This is a genomic window from Isoptericola sp. b408, from assembly GCF_030588085.1.
GTDB classification, from domain to species: Bacteria; Actinomycetota; Actinomycetes; order Actinomycetales; family Cellulomonadaceae; genus Isoptericola; species Isoptericola sediminis.
On the sequence record NZ_JAUQYQ010000001.1, the window covers coordinates 41,488 to 59,548 of the forward strand.

Here is an 18,061-nt window from a genome sequence, read left to right on the forward strand (position 1 = left end):
CAACCTACCGGCGCAGGCCGGCGCACCCTCCGTCAGGAGAGGGCCTTGGCCTTGATCGACTCGAACTCCTGCGGGGTGATCGCTCCCTCGTCCAGGAGCTTCTTCGCGGCCGCGATCTGGTCGGCCGGCGCCGGGTGCGACGCCACCGAGCGGATGTAGTCGTCCGTGGCCGCCTTCGACTCCTTGACCGCGGCGAGATTGCGCTCGGCCATCCCCCGTCCGCGGGCGATGAGGTAGACGAGCGCGGTCAGGAGCGGGACGAAGATCAGGAAGAGGACCCAGACCGCCTTCCACCAGCCGCTGAGGGTGTGGTCACGGAACAGGTCCGCGAGGATCTGGAAGAGCACGATCAGGTAGGCCATGAAGAGGAAGATCCAGAGGAGGAACCAGATGTAGTCCCAGAAGCTGTCCATCGCCGGCACGTCCTTCCGCGGGTGCGTCGACCGCTCGCTGCGGCCTCGCCGATCACGCTACGGGAGGCGCCCCGCACTCGCCCGACAAAAGCACTATGCGCGTGAGGGGTGTGTTGCCCGAGAGGCCCGAAGGGTCTGCTCCGCGCCGGCGACCACGGCGGCCTCGGCGGCCCGGGCGTCGGCCAGGGCCGTCGCGCGCACCGCGACGATGCGGCCGTGCAGCTCGGTGTGCACGCGACGGCGCACGGTCCGGGCGATCCCCTCGAGATCGGCCTCCGTCGGCGACTGCACGAACGGGGCGAGCTCCTCGACCAGCCGGGCGGACTCCACGGCGACCTCGTGCTCGACCTGCCGCTCGGCCTCGTCGAACAGCTCGACGACCGCGGCGTCGGCGGCCCGCCCCAGCCGGGTCTCCTCGAAGCGCACGGCCGCGTCCGCGACCAGGTCCCGCGCGCGGTCCAGCTCGGCGTGGTCGGTGGCCGGCGCGTTCGCCTTCAGGGTCGACAGGTCGTACAGCAGCACGCCCTCGACGTCGGCCACCCGCGGGTCCACGTCGCGGTGCAGCGCCAGGTCCAGGATCACCAGCGCCGGCGGCTCCGGGGCCTCCTCGGCCCGCGCCGCCGCCCGTTCCCGTGCCCGTGCCACCGCGGCGGCGTCCAGGACGTACGCCAGGGACGCCTCGGGGGCGTCCACGCCGGGCAGGTCGAGCGCCCGTCCACGAGCGCCCGAGCAGGACACGACGACGTCGGCGTCCTCGAGCGCCTCGACCAGCGCCTCCAGGTCGGTGGCGACGGCCTCGACGTCGTGCGAGGCCGCGAAGTCCGCCGCCCGTCCCGACCGGGAGTAGACCCGCACGTCGTGGCAGCCGCGGGCGCGCAGCGCCGCCACCGAGGCACCGGCGTAGGCGCCGGTGCCGATGATGACGGCACGGGTCCCGGGGTAGGGCGGCAGGGTCTCCCCGGCCAGGTCCAGGCCCAGCGCCACGAGCGACCGCCCGACCCCGCCGAGCGTCGTGTGGTGACCCACCCGCTTCGAGGTCCGCGACGCCGTCTGGAAGAGCAGCTCGAGGGTCTTCGAGGTGGTCCCGTCGTCGCGCGCGGTCACCAGCGCGCGCTTCACCTGACCGGCGATCTCCCGCTCCCCCACGACCATGGAGTCCAGCCCGGCGGCGACCCCGAACAGGTGCTGGGCCACCTCGGAGCCGGTGCGGACGGTGAACGACCCGGCCGCGGTGTCGGTCGTGACCCCGGAGGACGCGGCGACGAGGTCGGCGACGTGGTGGGTCGCGTGCCGCACGGCGTCGCCGTCCAGCGGGGCGTCCACGTCGAGGTAGAGCTCGAACCGGTTGCAGGTGGAGATCACCACCGCGCCCTGGACCGGGCGGCAGCTGCCCACGACCTCACGACCCACGGAGTGCGAGCCGGACGAGAGGCGCTCGAGCGCGTCCAGGTCCAGCTCGCGGTGGGAGGCGGTGAGAGAGAGGAGTACCACAGTGGCTCCACTTTAAGTTCACCCCGGCGTGGGGGCAGAATCGTCAACCGTGACATCCCCCACGCCGAGCGTCAGCAACCTGCCGTCCACCCATCCCCTGGTCGACGGCCGCACGTCGACGTCCCCCCTGGTCAGGGCCCTGCGTGGTGACCGGCCGGAGCGCACCCCCGTCTGGTTCATGCGCCAGGCCGGGCGCTCCCTGCCCGAGTACCGCGAGGTGCGGCAGGGCATCGGGATGCTCGAGTCCTGCCTGCGGCCGGACCTCGCCGCGGAGATCACGCTGCAGCCGGTGCGCCGGCACGGCGTGGACGCGGCGATCTTCTTCAGCGACATCGTGGTGCCCCTGAAGCTCGCGGGCGTCGACGTGGAGATCGCCTCCGGCGTCGGCCCGGTGATGGACCGCCCCTACCGGACGGCCGCCGACATCGACGAGCTCGTCTCGCGCGACCTGGACGAGACCGCGCTGGCCCCGATCACCGAGGCCGCCGCGCGCACGGTCGCCGAGCTGTCCGACGGGCCCGGCTCCACCCCGCTCATCGGGTTCGGGGGTGCGCCGTTCACCCTCGCCGCCTACCTCGTCGAGGGCCGGCCCTCGCGGGACCACCTGGCCGCCCGCACGCTGATGCACGCCGACCCGGAGACGTGGCAGCGCCTGACCACCTGGACCGCGGACCTCACCGGCCGGTTCCTGCGCGCCCAGATCCTCGCCGGCGCCAGCGCCGTGCAGCTCTTCGACTCCTGGGCGGGCTCGCTGTCCCTGGCCGACTACGTCGCGCACGTGGCGCCGTCGTCGACGCGGGCCCTGCGGCACGTCGCCGACCTGGGCGTGCCGGGCATCCACTTCGGCACCGCGACCGGCCACCTGCTGCCCGCCATGCGCGACGTCCTCGTCGCGGCCGGGCTGACCCACCGCACCGTCGGCGTCGACTACCGCACCCCGCTGGACGAGGCCGCCGGCCGGCTCGGCGACGACGTCCCCCTGCAGGGCAACATCGACCCGGCGCTGCTCGGCGCCCCCTGGCCCGCGTTGGAGGCGCACGTCCGCGACGTCGTCGACCGCGGGCGCGCGGCACCGGCGCACGTGGTCAACCTCGGCCACGGCGTCCCGCCGACCACCGACCCGACGGTGCTCACCCGCGTCGTCGAGCTCGTGCACTCGCTGTGAGCCAGCAGGTGGACGCCGTCGTCGTCGGCGGCGGGATCGGGGGCCTGGTCGCGGCCAGCACGCTCATCGACCGCGGCCTGCGGACCGTCGTCCTGGAGTCCTCGCCCCGGCTCGGCGGACCGATCCGCGGCGGCTCCTTCGAGTCCCTGCCGCGGGTGCCGGTCGACCTCGGTGCCGAGTCGTTCGCCTCCCGGGGGACGGCCGTGGCCGACCTCGCCGGCCGGCTCGGCCTCGAGGTCGTCGCCCCTGCGCCGCTGTCCGCCTGGGGCTACGCCGCGGGTCGTCCGTTCCCGCTGCCCGCCGCCGGGGTGCTCGGCATCCCGGCGGTGCCCTGGGCGTCGGACGTGCGCCGCGTCATCGGCTGGCCCGGCGTCGCCCGGGCCGCCCTGGACCGCGTGCTGCCCCGGTTCGTGGGGGCCGAGGCCGACGACCTCGGCACCCTGGTGCGCGCCCGGCTCGGCGCCCGTGCCACCGACCGGCTCGTCGCCCCGGTGGCCACCGGCGTCCACTCCGCCCCGCTGGACCGCCTGGACGTCGCGGCGGTCGCCCCGGGCCTGCGGGAACGGTTCGCCGTCGAGGGGTCGCTCACGCGCGCCGTGGCCGACCTGCGGGCCGCCGCGCCGGCGGGTTCGGCGGTCCGCGGCATCGCCGGCGGCCTGCACGGGCTGGTCGAGGCGCTGGCCGGGCAGATCGCCGCGAGCGCCGAGGACTGGACCGACTCCCCCACGACCGACGCCACCGGCCCCATCCACACCACGCTGCGCCTGGGCCACGAGGTCGTCGGGGTCGAGCGGGCCGACGACGGCGGCTGGGTCGTGCGCTCGCGGGCCACCTCCGCGCAGGTCCGGGGCGGCCACGGCTCGGTGCACACCACCATCGCCGAGCGCCTGGTGGTGGCCACGCCCACGGTGGCACCCATGCTGGAGCCGTGGACCGGTGTGGTTCCCGTCCCGGAGCAGGGTGCGGACGTCTGGCTGGCGACGCTGCTGCTCGACGCCCCCGAGCTGGACGCCGCACCCCGCGGCTCCGGGATGCTCGTCGCCCCCGACGCCGGGCCGGTGCGGGCCAAGGCCATGACCCACTCGACGGCGAAGTGGCCGTGGCTGGCCGAGCGCGTCCGCGCCGCGGCCGGCGAGGGCATGCACGTCGTCCGGCTGTCCTACGGCCGGCTCGGCGAGCCCACGGTCCCGCCCACGGCCGAGGAGGCCGCGCGCGACGCCGCCGAGCTGCTGGGCGTACCCGTCGCGGACCGCGTGGTCGACCACCTGCTGCAGCGCTGGGACGGCGCGCTGCCGCCGCCGACCCCCGCCTACCGCACGGCGGTGGCCGACCTGGGGGCCGCCGTCGGCCGGACGCCGGGGCTCGCCACCACCGGGGGCTGGGTCGCCGGGACCGGCCTCGCCGCGATCGTCACGCACGCCCAGGCGGCCGTCGCCGGGCTCTAGGCCCGGCCCGTCGGCCTGCCGGTCACTCGGCCGGTTCGCCGCCCACCCAGCCGCGCTGGTCGATGACCGGCCGACGGGCGCCGTAGTCCTCGTGCATCAACGGCGAGGAGATCATCATGTCCGCCGTGGCGACGTTGCACGCCATCGGCGCGTTCCAGACCGCCGCGAGGCGCAGCAGGGCCTTGACGTCCGGGTCGTGGGGCTGCGCCTCGAGGGGGTCCCAGAAGAAGATCAGCATGTCGATCGTGCCCTCGGCGATCTTGGCGCCGATCTGCTGGTCGCCCCCGACCGGGCCGGAGAGCAGGCGGTTCACCGGGAGCCCGAGCTCGAACTCGAGCATCGTCCCGGTGGTGCCGGTGGCCCAGAGCTGATGGCCGGCGAGGGTGTCGCGGTTGAACTCCGCCCACCGCAGCAGCTCGACCTTCTTGTTGTCGTGCGCCACCAGGGCGATGTCGTGTCGGACGGCCTCCATGGAGCGCTCCTCTCCGTCGGGGCACCCCCGTGCCCCCTGGTGCTCATGCTGTCACGAGGGCACTGTGAGATCCGCCGGAACAGGGCCGTCCGGGTTGTCCCGGACCCCTCGGTTCGCGAGAGACTGGACGGGTGAGCACCCTCGACGTCACCCACCTGCGCCTCGGCACCCGGGCCAGCCGACTGGCGACCACGCAGTCCGGCTTCGTGGCGCGCCGCCTGACCGAGCTGCTCGAGCACCCCGTCGAGCTGGTCCACGTCCGGACCGCCGGGGACGCCGACCGCACGACCTCGCTCTCCCAGCTCGGCGGCACGGGCGTGTTCGTCGCCGCGCTGCGCGAGGCCCTGCTCGACGAGCGCTGCGACGTCGCGGTGCACTCGCTGAAGGACCTGCCCACGGCCCAGCCCGCCGGCCTGACGTTCGTCACGCCGGAGCGGGAGGACCCCCGCGACGCGCTGTGCGCCCGCGACGGGTTGACGCTGGAGACGCTGCCCCGCAACGGCCGGGTCGGCACCGGTTCGCCGCGCCGTGCCGCCCAGCTCCAGGCGGCCCGGCCCGACCTCGAGATCGTCGACATCCGCGGCAACGTCGAGACCCGGCTGGCCCGGGCCCTCGGCGAGGACGCCGACCTGGACGCCGTCGTGCTCGCCTTCGCCGGGCTGAGCCGGCTGGACCGCACCGAGGTCGTCAGCGAGGTGCTCGACCCGTCGGTCGTCGCCCCGGCGCCCGGGCAGGGCGCCCTCGCCGTCGAGGCCCGCGCCGTCGACCTCGCCGACGGCGCGCTCGCCCAGGCGTTCGCCGCCCTGGACCACCGGCCCACCCGGTTGGCGGTGACCGCCGAGCGCGGGGTGCTGGCCCGTCTCGAGGCCGGGTGCTCGGCCCCGATCGGCGCCCACGCCCGCCTGGAGGACGGCGAGCTCGTCATGTCGGCCGTCGTCGGACGGGTCGACGGCGCCGAGCAGCTCACCCACACGGCCCGGGTCGCCGTCGGGCCCGACCTGTCCGACGCCGACGCGGACACGACGGCCCGCGCGCTGGGCGTCCGGGTCGCCGAACGGCTGCTCGCCGACGGCGCCGCGCGGCTGGCACCGCTGACCGCGGCGCCGCCGTCCCGCGGCGACGCCGACCGGACGCTGACCGGGACGGACGACCCGGAGGTCCCGTGACCGCCCCGGACGTACGTCCCCCGCTGACGGGACGGTCGGTGCTGCTGCCGCGCTCGCCGGAGCGGGCGGCCGGGCTGGCCGGGCTGCTGCGCGACGCCGGGGCGGACGTCACCGTCGCCCCGGTGATCACCCGGGCGCCGGCGCACGACCAGGAGGCCCTGCGCGGGACCGTGGCCCACCTGCACGACGGACGGTTCGTCTGGACCGTGATCACCAGCGTGAACGCGGTCGACGCCCTGGCCGGGGCCGCCGCCCGCCCGCTCGCCGCCGCACCCACCCGGTGGGCCGCCGTGGGCCCGGCCACCGTCCGCGCGCTGCGGGCCGTGGACGTCGACCCGGAGCTGGTGCCCGCGGACGCCTCGGCCGACGGGCTCGTCGCCGCCTTCCCGCACGCCGACGAGGAGGGGCGGCCCGTGCTGCTGCCGCTCGGCGACCGCGCCCGCCCCACCCTGCGCGACGGTCTGGCCGCCCGCGGCTGGCACCCCGAGGTGGTCACCGCCTACCGCACCGTGCGCACCGCGCTGCCGGCGGACGTCGTCGGCCGCCCCTACGACCTGGTCGTGGTCACCTCGGGTTCCGTGGCCCGAGAGATCGCCGCCCAGCTCGGCACCGCCGCACCCGTCGTCGCGATCGGCCGTCCGTCGGCCGACACCGCGCACGAGGTGGGCCTGACCGTCGCGGGCGTCGCGTCCGCACCGACCGACGACGGCCTCGCCGCCGCCGTCACGACCGCCCTGGAGCAGAACTCATGAGCACGTCCGGCATCGTCTACCGGCCCCGCCGTCTGCGCACGACACCGCGGATGCGCCGGCTCGCCGCCGAGACCCGGCTGCACGCGGCCGACCTCGTGCTGCCGCTGTTCGTCAAGGAGGGGCTGACCGAGCCCGCGCCGATCTCGTCGATGCCCGGCCAGGTGCAGCACACCGAGGCCACGCTGGCCGACGCGGTCGCCGCCGCGGCCCGCGCGGGGGTCGGCGGGGTGATGCTCTTCGGCATCCCCGCCAAGCGGGACGGCCGCGGCACCGCCGGCGACGACCCGGACGGCATCCTGCAGCGCGGGATCCGGGCCGCGCGCGCGGCCGTGACCGCCGTCGAGGCGGAGACGGGGCGCCCCGGCCCCGTCGTCATGGCCGACACCTGCCTGGACGAGTTCACCGACCACGGCCACTGCGGCGTGCTCACCCCCGAGGGCGTCGTCGACAACGACAGCACCCTGGAGCGCTACGCGACGATGGCGGTCGCGCAGGCGAAGGCCGGCGCCGAGGTGGTCTCGCCGTCGGGCATGATGGACGGCCAGGTCGCCGTGATCCGTGACGCGCTGGACGACGCGGGCTTCGAGGACGTGTCGATCCTCGCCTACAGCGCCAAGTACGCCAGCGCCTTCTACGGCCCGTTCCGCGAGGCCGTCGACTCCGCCCTGCAGGGCGACCGACGGACCTACCAGATGGACGCCGCCAACTCCCGCGAGGGCCTGCGCGAGGCCGACCTGGACCTGGCCGAGGGGGCGGACATGGTCATGGTCAAACCCGCCGGGACCTCCCTGGACGTCCTGCGCGGCGTCGCCGACCGTGCCGACGTGCCCGTGGCCGCCTACCAGGTCTCCGGCGAGTACGCGATGATCGAGGCGGCGGCCGCGAACGGCTGGATCGACCGCCGCGGTGCCGTCCTGGAGTCGGTGCTGGCCATCAAGCGGGCCGGCGCCGACGTGATCCTCACCTACTGGGCGCACGAGATCGCGGACTGGCTCGCCTGACCCGGCCGAGCCCCCGCCACCACCGAACGGAAGGACCACGATGACGGACACCGCAGGCTTCGGCCAGGTCGAGACGGCGCTCGTGGGCGCCACGCCCCCGGCCGACAACCACTCCGCGTTCCTGCGTGCCCAGGACGCCATCCCCGGCGGGGTGAACTCCCCGGTGCGCGCCTACGGCTCGGTCGGCGGCGACCCGCGGTTCCTCACCTCGGCCCGCGGCCCCTACGTCACCGACGTCGCCGGGCGCGAGTACGTCGACCTCGTCGGATCCTGGGGCCCGGCCCTGCTCGGGCACGCCCACCCCGAGGTGGTGGCCGCCGTGCAGGAGGCGGCATCGCGCGGACTGTCCTTCGGCGCGCCGACGATCGGCGAGGTCGAGCTCGCCGAGGAGATCCGTCGGCGGGTCCCGGCCGCCGAGCACGTCCGGCTGGTGTCCACCGGCACCGAGGCGACGATGACGGCGGTGCGGCTGGCGCGGGGCGTCACCGGACGCCCGCTGGTCGTCAAGTTCGCCGGCTGCTACCACGGGCACGTGGACGCGCTGCTCGCCGAGGCCGGGTCGGGCGTCGCGACGCTGGCCATGCCCGGGTCGGCCGGGGTCACCGAGGCCGCGGCCGCCGAGACCCTCGTCCTGCCGTACAACGACCTGGACGCCGTCGAGGCGGTGTTCGCCGCGCACGGCGACCGCATCGCTGCCGTCATCACCGAGTCGGCCCCCGCGAACATGGGTGTCGTGCCGCCCGCCCCGGGCTTCAACGCCGGGCTGCGCCGCCTGACCTCCCAGCACGGGGCGCTGCTCGTCCTGGACGAGGTGCTCACCGGGTTCCGCGTCTCGGACGCCGGCTACTGGGGTCTGGCCCGGGCGCAGGGCGAGGACTGGACCCCGGACCTGTTCACCTTCGGCAAGGTCGTCGGCGGCGGCATGCCGGTGGCCGCGCTGGCCGGCGCCGCGTCGGTCATGGACCATCTCGCCCCGACCGGCCCCGTCTACCAGGCGGGCACGCTGTCCGGGAACCCCGTCGCCGTGGCCGCGGGCCTGGCGACGCTGCGGCTGGCCGACGAGCTCGTGTACGACCGGGTGTCCGAGGTGGCCGACACCGTGTCGACGGCTCTCGAGGAGGCCCTGGACGCCGAGGGCGTGCCGCACCGCGTGCAGCGCGTGGGGTCGCTGTTCTCGGTCTTCTTCGGCGAGGCCGCGGCTCGCGACGGCGTGGCGTCGTTCGCCGACGCCCGGGCCCAGGACGTCTTCCGCCACCGGCCGTTCTTCCACGCGATGCTCGACGCGGGCGTCAACCTGCCGCCCTCGCTGTTCGAGGCGTGGTTCTGCTCGGCGGCGCACGACGAGGAGGCGGTCGGCCGCATCCTCGAAGCGCTGCCCGCGGCGGCGCGGGCCGCGGCGGCCGCGACGGCCTGACCCGGCTCCCGAGCACCCGTGCCCCGGTACCCACGGCGGGTACCGGGGCACGGTCGTCCCGCGCCGACGACGGTCAGCGGGCGCCGACGCCGTCGGTCCCGGTGGCCGCCGTGGTGCGGTTGGTCGGCGCGACGACGATCCGCACCGTGCCCGCCTTGCCCTTGCGGATCCGGGTGACGACCTCTCCGCCCGTCCCGGTCGTGACGTACTTGACGGTGCTCCAGCTCGCCGCGCCGTCCGGCTTGAACTGGATCGCGACCTCGACGCCCTTCCTGCCCCTCCACGTCCCCTCGTACGACGTCGAGGACTTCCAGACGTTCTCCTTGACCGTCCCGCGGACCTGGACGTAGGCCCGGGAGCCGCTCTTCCGGTAGGCGTCCGTGCCCACGATCTTGCGCGCGTTGCGCAGGTACACGGTCGTCAGGTGGTCGTCGAACGGGTAGAGCAACGAACCGCCGTACACGGGCGCCGTCTCGGCCCCCACGGCGAGCCGCTGCGGCGCGAGGCGGTCGTACTTGCGGAAGACGACGGTGGTCTTCTTGGTGGTCTCGACCGTGTCGGTGAAGTCGGCCCAGGAGAACTGCCAGTCGCCGTTGATCGACTCGGCCGTCGCGTAGCCGGCGTCACCCCACCACCCGGTGAAGGTGCCGGGCCCCGAGAATGCCAGCCTGGCCGTCACCGGGATCTTGGTGTAGCCCGCCCGGTTGATGGTCACGTACTTCGGTGTGGTCACCGTCATGCGGACGGACCGGCCCTCGGTGTCCGAGTCGGTGACGGATCCGGATCCGGCGGTCGCCGGTGCGGCGACCCCTCCGACGGCCAGCAGGGCGCCCACCACGGACGCCACGATCATGCGCTTCATCGACGCTCCCTGATCTGCCGCTCGGCACAGCGCTCGGGCGGCGGCTCAACATAGCGCCACCGGGGCGTGAACGGCCAGGTCATGCCCCTCTTTCACCCCGTCGCGCCCCGACGGGTCGCGACGGCAGGGCGGCCCGGCGGGAGGACCCGTCCGCGCGATCCTGGTGACGACCAGCACCCTTGGGTACGTTGGGTGGATCTCGGGGGCCCCGGCTCCCTCGACCGGTGCCAGGAGAGGATCAGAGATGAACAAGTCCGAGCTCGCCGCGGCCGTCGCGGAACGCACCGAGAGCACCCCGACCCAGGCGCGGCGGCAGGTCGACGCCGTCCTCGACTCGATCATGGAGAGCGTCTCCGCCGGTGAACGCGTCTCCTTGCTCGGCTTCGGGACCTTCACCGGCGCGGAGCGCCCCGCCCGGACCGCCCGCAACCCACGCACGGGCGACACGGTCGAGGTCCCGGCCGCCGTCGTCCCGCGCTTCCGGGCCGGCTCGGGGTTCAAGGCGCGGGTCTCGGGCGGCGACCCCGCTCCCGCCACGAACGGTGCCTCGACGGACACCGCGAAGACGGCGCAGGGCACCAGGTCGGACCAGGACGCGACGTCCGGCACCGGGAAGACGGCGGCCACGGACGCGAAGGCCGACACGGGCAAGAAGAACAAGAAGGGGAAGAAGGCCAAGAAGGCCAAGACGGCCGGCAAGGGCAAGAAGTCGGCCAAGGGCGCCCCGAAGGGGGCCTCGGGCAAGGACGCGAAGAAGTCCGGGAAGAGCAAGAAGTCGAAGAAGAAGTGACGGCGGACCGTGCCCGGAATCACCCTTGACCACATACCCCCGGAGGGTATGCTGGAGCCATGACCGAGACAGCAGCGCCCGACCCGACCACGGCGGTCGGCGTGGACGAGCACGACGGCCCGCACGGGTACGCCTCGGACAAGGCGGCGTACCTCAAGCGCATGCGCCGCATCGAGGGCCAGGTCCGCGGCATCGCCCGGATGATCGACGAGGACGTCTACTGCATCGACATCCTGACCCAGGTGTCGGCCGTGACGAAGGCGCTGCAGTCCGTGAGCCTGGCGCTGGTCGAGGACCATCTCAACCACTGCGTCGTCGGGGCCGCCCGCGAGTCCGACGAGGCAGGGGCCGCGAAGGTCAAGGAGGCGACCGATGCCATCGGACGCCTCGTCCGCAGCTGATCCGAGGAGACCGAGGAGCACCATGAGCACCGTCACCACGCTGGGCGTCACCGGCATGACCAGCACCGACTCCGTCGCGCGCGTCACCGAGCGCATCGAGAGCGTCGACCGCGCCGAGCACGTCAGCATCGTGCTCCACCCGGACGCGGAGTCCGAGGTGACGGTCTTCTCCGACGAGCCGCTCGACGAGGCTGCGCTGCGCGCCGCCGTCGACGAGGCGGGCTACGAGGTCGCCTCGCTCGACGTGCAGACGGACGCGCTCGCGGCCCAGCAGGCTGAGCAGGCGCCCGGCAAGCAGCGGGCGCACGACGACGCCGCGCACACCTGGGGCCGCTGAGCGGCCCCCTGCGCCCCCCTTCTTCCCGCGGACCGTCCGCCGACCCGCCGTCCTGCCGGACGGCGCGGACCCTCCGCGCCGCACCGGACACCCCGGTGCACCCGACCGCGCCGACCGCCTCCCCGGTCCGCCGCCGGTGACATCCACGCACGCACCACAGGAGTCACCTCCCATGACCACCACCCCCAGCCCGACCGTGCGCGAGGTCGACCTCGCCGTCTCGGGCATGACCTGCGCCAGCTGCGTCGCGCGCGTCGAGAAGAAGCTCGGCAAGCTCCCCGGCGTCGAGGCGACCGTGAACCTTCCCCTCGAGACCGCACACGTGGTCCTCACCGAGGAGCACGACGACGACGCCCTCGTACGAGCCGTCGAGGCCGCGGGCTACACCGCGACGATCACCCGCTCGCGCAGCGCGGAGACGTCGTCCGACCCCGGAGCGGGCACCGACGTGCTCCTCGCACCCGACGGGCGGGACGTCCCCGGACCGGAGGAGTCCTCCGACGCGCCGGCGGCGGACGAGGCGCCCGCCGCCGGCGGCGCCGAGTACCGCGGCGCCGACCTGCTCCGCCGGCTCCGCGTGTCCGCCGTGCTCACCGTGCCGGTCGTCGCGCTGTCGATGGTGCCCGCCTGGCAGTTCCCCGGCTGGCAGTGGGTCGTGGCGGCCCTGGCGCTGCCCGTGGTCACCTGGGGCGCGTGGCCGTTCCACACGGCGGCCGCCCGCGCGGCGCGGCACGGGTCGTCCACGATGGACACCCTGGTGTCGATCGGCGTCACCGCCGCGACCCTCTGGTCGCTGTGGGCCCTGCTCCTCGGCGGGGCCGGCGAGATCGGCATGACGATGGACGTGTCGCTGCTGCCCTCCCGCGAGCACGCCGGCGCACCGGAGCTCTACTTCGAGGTCGCGGCGGTGGTCACGACCTTCCTGCTCGCCGGACGGTACGCCGAGCACCGCTCGAAGCGACGGGCCGGCGACGCGCTGCGCACGCTGCTCGAGATGGGCGCCAAGGACGCCGAGCGCGTCCGCACCCGACCGGACGGCACCCCCGTGACCCGTGACGACGGCCGGCCGGTCACCGACCGCGTGGCCGTCTCCGCGCTGCGCGTCGGCGACCTGTTCGCCGTGCGGCCCGGGTCCACGATCGCCACCGACGGCGAGGTCGTCGAGGGCGCCTCCGCGGTGGACACCTCCCTGCTGACCGGCGAACCGGTGCCCGTGGACGTCGCACCCGGTGACGCCGTCACCGGTGCCACCGTCAACACCTCCGGCCACCTGCTGGTGCGGGCCACCCGTGTCGGCGAGGAGACGACGCTCGCGCAGATCGGGCGGCTCGTCGCCCAGGCGCAGACCGGCAAGGCCCCGGTGCAGCGGCTCGCGGACCGGATCTCGGCGGTGTTCGTGCCGATCGTGCTGACCCTGTCCGTGCTGACGTTCGGCGGGTGGCTGCTCGCCGGTGCGGACCTGCCGTTCGCGTTCACGGCCGCGGTCGCCGTGCTCATCATCGCGTGCCCGTGCGCCCTGGGCCTGGCGACGCCGACGGCGCTGCTGGTCGGCACCGGGCGCGGGGCCCAGCTCGGCGTCCTCATCAAGGGGCCGGAGATCCTCGAGTCCACGCGCCGGGTCGACACCGTGGTGCTCGACAAGACCGGCACGGTCACCGCCGGCGCGATGGCGCTGGAGCGGGTCGTCCCCGCGGCCGGGGTCGACGCCGACGAGGCGTTGCGGCACGCCGCCGCCGTCGAGGCACGCAGCGAGCACCCGATCGCCCAGGCGATCGCGCACGCGCCCGCGGCGGCTGCCGAGGGACACGACGCGCCGCACTCCGCGGGGGATCCTGCCGCGGACCCGGGCCGCCGGCCCGCCGAGGTCGGGGCCGACGGCGTCACGGCCGGCGCGCTGCAGGTGTTCGACTTCCGCAGCGTCCCCGGCGGGGGCGTCGAGGCCGTCGTGCGGACCGCGCACTCCGGGCTGGGCGACGCGGGGCTGGGCAGCCGCCGGGTCACCGTCGGCCGGCTGAGCTGGCTCGACGAGACCGACGTCCGTGTCCCCGACGAGGTGCGGGACACCGTCGCGGAGGCGGAGGACGACGGGGCGACCGCCGTCGTCGTCGCCTGGGACGGGTCGGCCCGCGCCGTGCTCGTGCTGCGCGACCCGGTGAAGCCGACGTCGGCCGAGGCCGTGCGGGAGCTGCGCGACCTCGGGCTGCACCCGGTGCTGCTGACCGGGGACGCCGAGGGCGCGGCCCGCGCCGCGGCGGCCGAGGTCGGGATCGACGAGGTGATCGCCCGGGTGCTGCCGCAGGACAAGGCGGCCACCGTGGCGCGCCTGCAGTCCGAGGGGCGCACGGTCGCGATGGTCGGTGACGGCGTGAACGACGCCGCCGCCCTGGCCACCGCCGACCTGGGCCTGGCCATGGGCACCGGCACCGACGTGGCGATCGAGGCCAGCGACATCACGCTGGTGCGCGGCGACCTGCGGGCGGCCGCCACCGCCGTCCGGCTGTCCCGGCGCACCCTGCGGATCATCCAGCAGAACCTGTTCTGGGCGTTCGCCTACAACGTCGCCGCGATCCCCCTGGCCGCGGCCGGTCTGCTCAACCCGATGATCGCGGGTGCGGCGATGGCGGCCTCGTCGGTGATCGTGGTGAGCAACTCGCTGCGCCTGCGCCGCGCCGGCTGAGATCGTCGTCGTGGGCGAGGATCAGCGGAAGCGCCGGCCCTCGTCGCGGCGGTACGCCACCACGGCCAGCGTCGCGAACAGCACGGTCCAGCCGATCAGCACCGGCCACGCGCCGGCGTAGGCGTCCGCGCCGGTCAGCGCCTGCACGAGCAGGTCGCGGCCGGCGCGGGTCGGCGTCCCCTGGGACAGCGTGTTCAGCCAGTCGGGGAACGCGACCGGCGGCAGGAACAGCCCGCCGGCGAAGGCCAGCGGGAACAGGACGACCTGCACGACCGGCAGCGCGGCCTTGGCCGTCAGCGAGTACCCGACGGCCATCCCCAGCAGCACGAACGGGACCGCCGTCGCCAGGATCGTCGCGACCCCGGCGAGCAGCTCGAGGAGCGTCACCGAGGCGGCGGTGAAGAACGCGCCGATGAGGATCAGCGGCACGAGTCCGAAGAGCGCGAAGACGGCCCCGTTGAGGATCCGCGCGACCATGCGCGGTCCCGGCCCCGCCGGCAGGGAGCGCACGAACGGGTCGAACGGGAGCTGACGGTCCTCGGCCACGCCGAGGCCGTAGGTGAACAGGCTCGCCGAGCAGACGGCGAAGAGGGCCAGCCCCGCGACCGCCATCGTGGCGAACACGGGGTTCTGCGCGACGTCGCTCTGCGGCACGACGAAGAAGAACATCGCCAGCGCGGGGAAGAACATGTTCCCCAGCACCGCGATGGGGATGCGCACCGTCTCCAGGAACTGGAACTTCAGGTGCAGCCAGGTCATCCGCACCGGGCTCACGGTGCCCGACGGCGCGACGACGGCGGGTGCGGGTGTCACGCGGGTCATCGGTCCGCTCCTTCCAGGGAACCGGAGGCGACCATCTCGGCGAACGCCTCCTCGAGGCTGGCGCCACGGATCTGCAGGTCCGAGAACGCGACGCCCGAGGTCACGAGGTCACGGACCAGCGCGTCCGCGTCGGGCGTGTAGAGCTCCTGGGTGCCGTCGCCGCGGTGCTCGCCGCGGGACACTCCCGGCCGGTCGACCAGGTCGACCGCCGCGCGCAGCACCACCCGGCGCAGTCCCACCCGGCGCAGGATCCCGTCCAGGGAGTCGTCCGCGCGCACCACGCCGTGATCGATCACCACCACCCGCTCGGCCAGCGCCTGGACCTCCTCGAGGTAGTGACTGGTCAGCAGCACGGTCCCGCCGCCGGCGTGGTACCGCCGGATCGCCTCCCACAGCACCTGCCGGGCGGTGACGTCCAGTCCCGTGGTGGGTTCGTCCAGCAGGATCACCCGGGGACGGCCGACGAGGGCCAGGGCCACGGCGAGCCGCCGCTTCTGGCCGCCGGACAACGACCCGGTCTGCTTGCGCGCCTTGTCCGTGAGACCGAACTGCTCGAGCAGCTCGGCGGTCGGCACCTGGTCCGGGAAGTGCCCGCCGACGAAGTCGACCACCTCGCCGACGCGCAGGGTCGGCGGGAGGCCGGTCTCCTGCGGGGTGATGCCGAGCCCGATCCGCGACGCCGCGTCCCGCGGGTCGCCGCCGAGCAGCCGGACGCGGCCGGTGTCGGGTCGCCGCTGGCCGCTCACGAGGGACAGCAGGGTCGACTTGCCGGCACCGTTCGGACCGAGCAGCCCGACGAGCTCACCGGGGCCCACCTCCAGGGAGACGTCGTCCAGGGCGACGACGTCCCCGAAACGGCGGGTGACGCCGTCGACGTCGATGACGGTCATGATCCGGCTCCTCTCAAGAGGTCCTGCAGGGTGGTGGTGTAGTCCTCGAAGGCCCGTCGACCGTCCGTCGTCAGGGCGAGGTAGGTGACGGGCCGACGCCCGGCGAACTCCTTGGTCTGGCGCACGTAGCCGGCGTCCTCGAGCTTGCGCAGGTGCGTCGAGAGGTTGCCCGCGGTCATGTCCAGGAGCTTCTGGAGCTTGGCGAAGGTGATCTCCTCCCCCACCTCCAGCGCGGCGAGCGTGGACACGACCCGCAGCCGCGCCGGGGCGTGGATGACGGTGTCGAGCTCGGTCATCGCCGCGCCCCTGCCCGGCGCCGCAGGTGCAGCACCTGCCAGACCACGGTGATCGCGAGGAACCCGCCGCCGCCGACCGTCGCCATGACGAGGTAGGTGGCGGGCATCCCCGCCATCGTCGCGACGCCCCCGGTGAGCAGGATCCAGGCCCCGAGGACGGACAGCCCGCGGTCGCCGAAGGACGCGCCCCCGGTCAGGTACATGACGCCGATGATGACGCAGGCCAACGCGTTCGAGGCCAGGCCCGTCACGTCGTCGGACGCCCCGGCGCGGCCGAGTCCGGCGATGACGAAGGGGTACACGCCGAACGCCAGGAACCACGTCGCCCCCCACAGGACCGTGGCCCGGTGCCCGGGGCCGCGGGTCCCGGCGGCGCGGCGCGCGCTGTGCACGATCGTGACGACGACGGCCACGGCGAGCAGGGTCCCGAAGACGACGTAGGCCACCACGCCGGGCACGCCGAGCGCGCGGGCACTCGTCCACAGCACGAGGTAGCCGACCGCCCAGGCGATCCCCCACACGAGACAGATCAGGCGGCCGTCCGGTTCGGTGCCGCGGCGGACCCGACGCTGGGACTCCGCGATGAGGTCCAGGCTCGCGGCGGGGTCGAGGGGGTGGTCGGACCGGCTGTCGGGTTCGGTGCTCACGATGGCTCCGGTGCTCTCGATGAGGTTTGCAGTACAAACTACTTTGCAGTATGCCACCGGTTCCAGGAACGCACAAGACCCCACCGACCGCTGTGGGCATGAAATCTGCGCCTCCGACCCGCGGTGGGGCCGCACATCTCATACCCACAGCGAAGGGTGGGGCGCGCTTAGGCTGGGCCGGTGAGCGCACCACGACCCGCGGTGACGGACGACTGGACACCGCCCGCCCCTGCCGCGCCGGCCCGCACGCCGCGGGACCGCCGCCGGACCGGCGCCGAGATCTGGCTCGTCCTGGGCCTCAGCCTCGGCCAGAGCGCGATCTACGCGCTGGTCAACATCGTCGCCAGGCTGACCTCCGGCACGGCGCTGGCCGAGCAGTCCGCGACCCTCAACGCCTCGCGGTCGGCGCGCCCGTACCTCGACCTGACGTACCAGCTGCTCGGCATCGCGTTCGCGGTGCTGCCCGTCGCCCTGGCCCTGTACCTGCTGAGCGCCCGCGGCCCGGGGACCCTGCGCCGCATCGGTCTCGACGCCGCCCGGCCCGGCCGGGACACCGCCTGGGGTTTCGCCCTCGCGGCGGCCATCGGCATCCCCGGGCTGGCGTTCTACACCCTCGGGCGGTTCCTGGGGATCACCGTCGAGATCCAGGCCAGCGCGCTCGAGGACTACTGGTGGACCGTCCCGGTCCTCATGCTGGCCGCGCTGCAGAACGGGCTGCTGGAGGAGGTGATCGCCGTCGCCTACCTGCACGAACGCACGAGCGACCTCGGCTGGCACCGCGTGACCTTCGTCGTGGCCAGCTCGCTGCTGCGGGGCTCCTACCACCTGTACCAGGGCATCGGCCCGTTCTTCGGCAACATGGTCATGGGCGTCGTCTTCGCCTGGTTCTACACCTCACGCCGGGGACGGCAGCGCGTGCTGCCCCTGGTGATCGCGCACACCCTGCTCGACGTCGTCGCCTTCGTCGGGTACGCGTTCCTGCCGGCCGACTGGCTCTCCGCGCTCGGCGTCGGCTGACGG

At 74.6% G+C, this 18,061-nt stretch carries 19 protein-coding genes; 11 read left to right on the top strand and 8 right to left on the bottom strand.

Going from position 1 to position 18,061, the window contains the following annotated elements; translation table 11 throughout:
• Positions 1–32: 32 nt before the first annotated feature.
• Positions 33–413: an SHOCT domain-containing protein gene (locus Q6347_RS00180; protein ID WP_171245917.1), complete on the bottom strand. Its 381-nt coding sequence runs from the start codon at positions 411–413 to the stop codon at positions 33–35.
• Positions 414–506: 93 nt separating this feature from the next.
• The gene (locus Q6347_RS00185) at positions 507–1,904 is read right to left on the bottom strand and encodes a glutamyl-tRNA reductase (RefSeq protein ID WP_304606301.1); all 1,398 of its coding nucleotides are present in this window, start codon (positions 1,902–1,904) and stop codon (positions 507–509) included.
• Positions 1,905–1,953: 49 nt separating this feature from the next.
• Between Q6347_RS00185 and hemE the strand changes: the two genes are divergently transcribed.
• A complete protein-coding gene (gene hemE / locus Q6347_RS00190) occupies positions 1,954–3,069 on the top strand; it encodes a uroporphyrinogen decarboxylase (protein WP_304604664.1) in 1,116 nt (371 codons plus the stop codon).
• Complete coding sequence (locus Q6347_RS00195) at positions 3,066–4,514, top strand: NAD(P)/FAD-dependent oxidoreductase (protein ID WP_304606302.1); 1,449 nt, start codon at positions 3,066–3,068, stop codon at positions 4,512–4,514. Before hemE ends, Q6347_RS00195 begins: the two co-directional genes overlap by 4 nt.
• A 22-nt stretch (positions 4,515–4,536) precedes the next feature.
• Here the strand turns inward: Q6347_RS00195 and Q6347_RS00200 are convergent, their stop codons facing one another.
• Positions 4,537–4,986: a methylglyoxal synthase gene (locus Q6347_RS00200; protein ID WP_304604666.1), complete on the bottom strand. Its 450-nt coding sequence runs from the start codon at positions 4,984–4,986 to the stop codon at positions 4,537–4,539.
• A gap of 131 nt (positions 4,987–5,117) precedes the next feature.
• On the opposite strand from Q6347_RS00200, the gene hemC reads away from it, so the two are divergent.
• From hemC to hemL, 4 genes are read left to right on the top strand one after another with little or no spacing between them, the layout of a single operon-like run.
• A complete protein-coding gene (hemC, locus tag Q6347_RS00205; RefSeq protein WP_304606303.1) occupies positions 5,118–6,152 on the top strand; it encodes a hydroxymethylbilane synthase in 1,035 nt (344 codons plus the stop codon).
• A complete protein-coding gene (locus Q6347_RS00210) occupies positions 6,149–6,904 on the top strand; it encodes a uroporphyrinogen-III synthase (protein ID WP_304606304.1) in 756 nt (251 codons plus the stop codon). Before hemC ends, Q6347_RS00210 begins: the two co-directional genes overlap by 4 nt.
• On the top strand, positions 6,901–7,905 hold the full coding sequence (hemB, locus tag Q6347_RS00215) for a porphobilinogen synthase (protein ID WP_304606305.1): 1,005 nt from the start codon (positions 6,901–6,903) through the stop codon (positions 7,903–7,905). Before Q6347_RS00210 ends, hemB begins: the two co-directional genes overlap by 4 nt.
• A gap of 40 nt (positions 7,906–7,945) precedes the next feature.
• Positions 7,946–9,319: a glutamate-1-semialdehyde 2,1-aminomutase gene (gene hemL, locus Q6347_RS00220; RefSeq protein ID WP_304604670.1), complete on the top strand. Its 1,374-nt coding sequence runs from the start codon at positions 7,946–7,948 to the stop codon at positions 9,317–9,319.
• Positions 9,320–9,392: 73 nt separating this feature from the next.
• On the opposite strand, the gene Q6347_RS00225 is transcribed toward hemL, so the two are convergent.
• Positions 9,393–10,181, bottom strand: a complete 789-nt coding sequence (locus tag Q6347_RS00225; protein WP_304604671.1) for a hypothetical protein — start codon at positions 10,179–10,181, stop codon at positions 9,393–9,395.
• Positions 10,182–10,425: 244 nt separating this feature from the next.
• Between Q6347_RS00225 and Q6347_RS00230 the strand changes: the two genes are divergently transcribed.
• The 4 genes from Q6347_RS00230 to Q6347_RS00245 all read left to right on the top strand — a co-directional run bounded on the left by Q6347_RS00230 (position 10,426) and on the right by Q6347_RS00245 (position 14,386).
• Positions 10,426–10,971, top strand: a complete 546-nt coding sequence (locus Q6347_RS00230) for an HU family DNA-binding protein (RefSeq protein ID WP_304604672.1) — start codon at positions 10,426–10,428, stop codon at positions 10,969–10,971.
• A gap of 59 nt (positions 10,972–11,030) precedes the next feature.
• A complete protein-coding gene (locus Q6347_RS00235; RefSeq protein ID WP_304604673.1) occupies positions 11,031–11,372 on the top strand; it encodes a metal-sensitive transcriptional regulator in 342 nt (113 codons plus the stop codon).
• Between the two features lie 22 nt (positions 11,373–11,394).
• Positions 11,395–11,709: a heavy-metal-associated domain-containing protein gene (locus Q6347_RS00240; RefSeq protein WP_304604674.1), complete on the top strand. Its 315-nt coding sequence runs from the start codon at positions 11,395–11,397 to the stop codon at positions 11,707–11,709.
• A 172-nt stretch (positions 11,710–11,881) separates the two neighbouring features.
• Entirely contained in the window at positions 11,882–14,386 is a 2,505-nt protein-coding gene (locus Q6347_RS00245) for a cation-translocating P-type ATPase (protein WP_304604675.1), read from the top strand.
• A 21-nt stretch (positions 14,387–14,407) separates the two neighbouring features.
• Here the strand turns inward: Q6347_RS00245 and Q6347_RS00250 are convergent, their stop codons facing one another.
• The 4 genes from Q6347_RS00250 to Q6347_RS00265 are packed head-to-tail and all read right to left on the bottom strand — an operon-like array spanning position 14,408 to position 17,041.
• A complete protein-coding gene (locus Q6347_RS00250) occupies positions 14,408–15,208 on the bottom strand; it encodes an ABC transporter permease (protein ID WP_304606306.1) in 801 nt (266 codons plus the stop codon).
• Positions 15,205–16,098, bottom strand: a complete 894-nt coding sequence (locus Q6347_RS00255) for an ABC transporter ATP-binding protein (RefSeq protein ID WP_304604677.1) — start codon at positions 16,096–16,098, stop codon at positions 15,205–15,207. The genes Q6347_RS00250 and Q6347_RS00255 overlap by 4 nt, the downstream gene beginning before the upstream one ends.
• The gene (locus tag Q6347_RS00260) at positions 16,095–16,394 is read right to left on the bottom strand and encodes a transcriptional regulator (RefSeq protein ID WP_304604678.1); all 300 of its coding nucleotides are present in this window, start codon (positions 16,392–16,394) and stop codon (positions 16,095–16,097) included. The genes Q6347_RS00255 and Q6347_RS00260 overlap by 4 nt, the downstream gene beginning before the upstream one ends.
• Positions 16,391–17,041, bottom strand: coding sequence for a hypothetical protein (locus Q6347_RS00265; RefSeq protein ID WP_304604679.1), 651 nt, complete (start codon positions 17,039–17,041; stop codon positions 16,391–16,393). Before Q6347_RS00265 ends, Q6347_RS00260 begins: the two co-directional genes overlap by 4 nt.
• A 201-nt stretch (positions 17,042–17,242) precedes the next feature.
• Here Q6347_RS00265 and Q6347_RS00270 point away from each other — a divergent pair, with 201 nt between their 5' ends.
• A complete protein-coding gene (locus tag Q6347_RS00270; protein ID WP_304606869.1) occupies positions 17,243–18,058 on the top strand; it encodes a CPBP family intramembrane glutamic endopeptidase in 816 nt (271 codons plus the stop codon).
• Positions 18,059–18,061 lie beyond the last annotated feature (3 nt).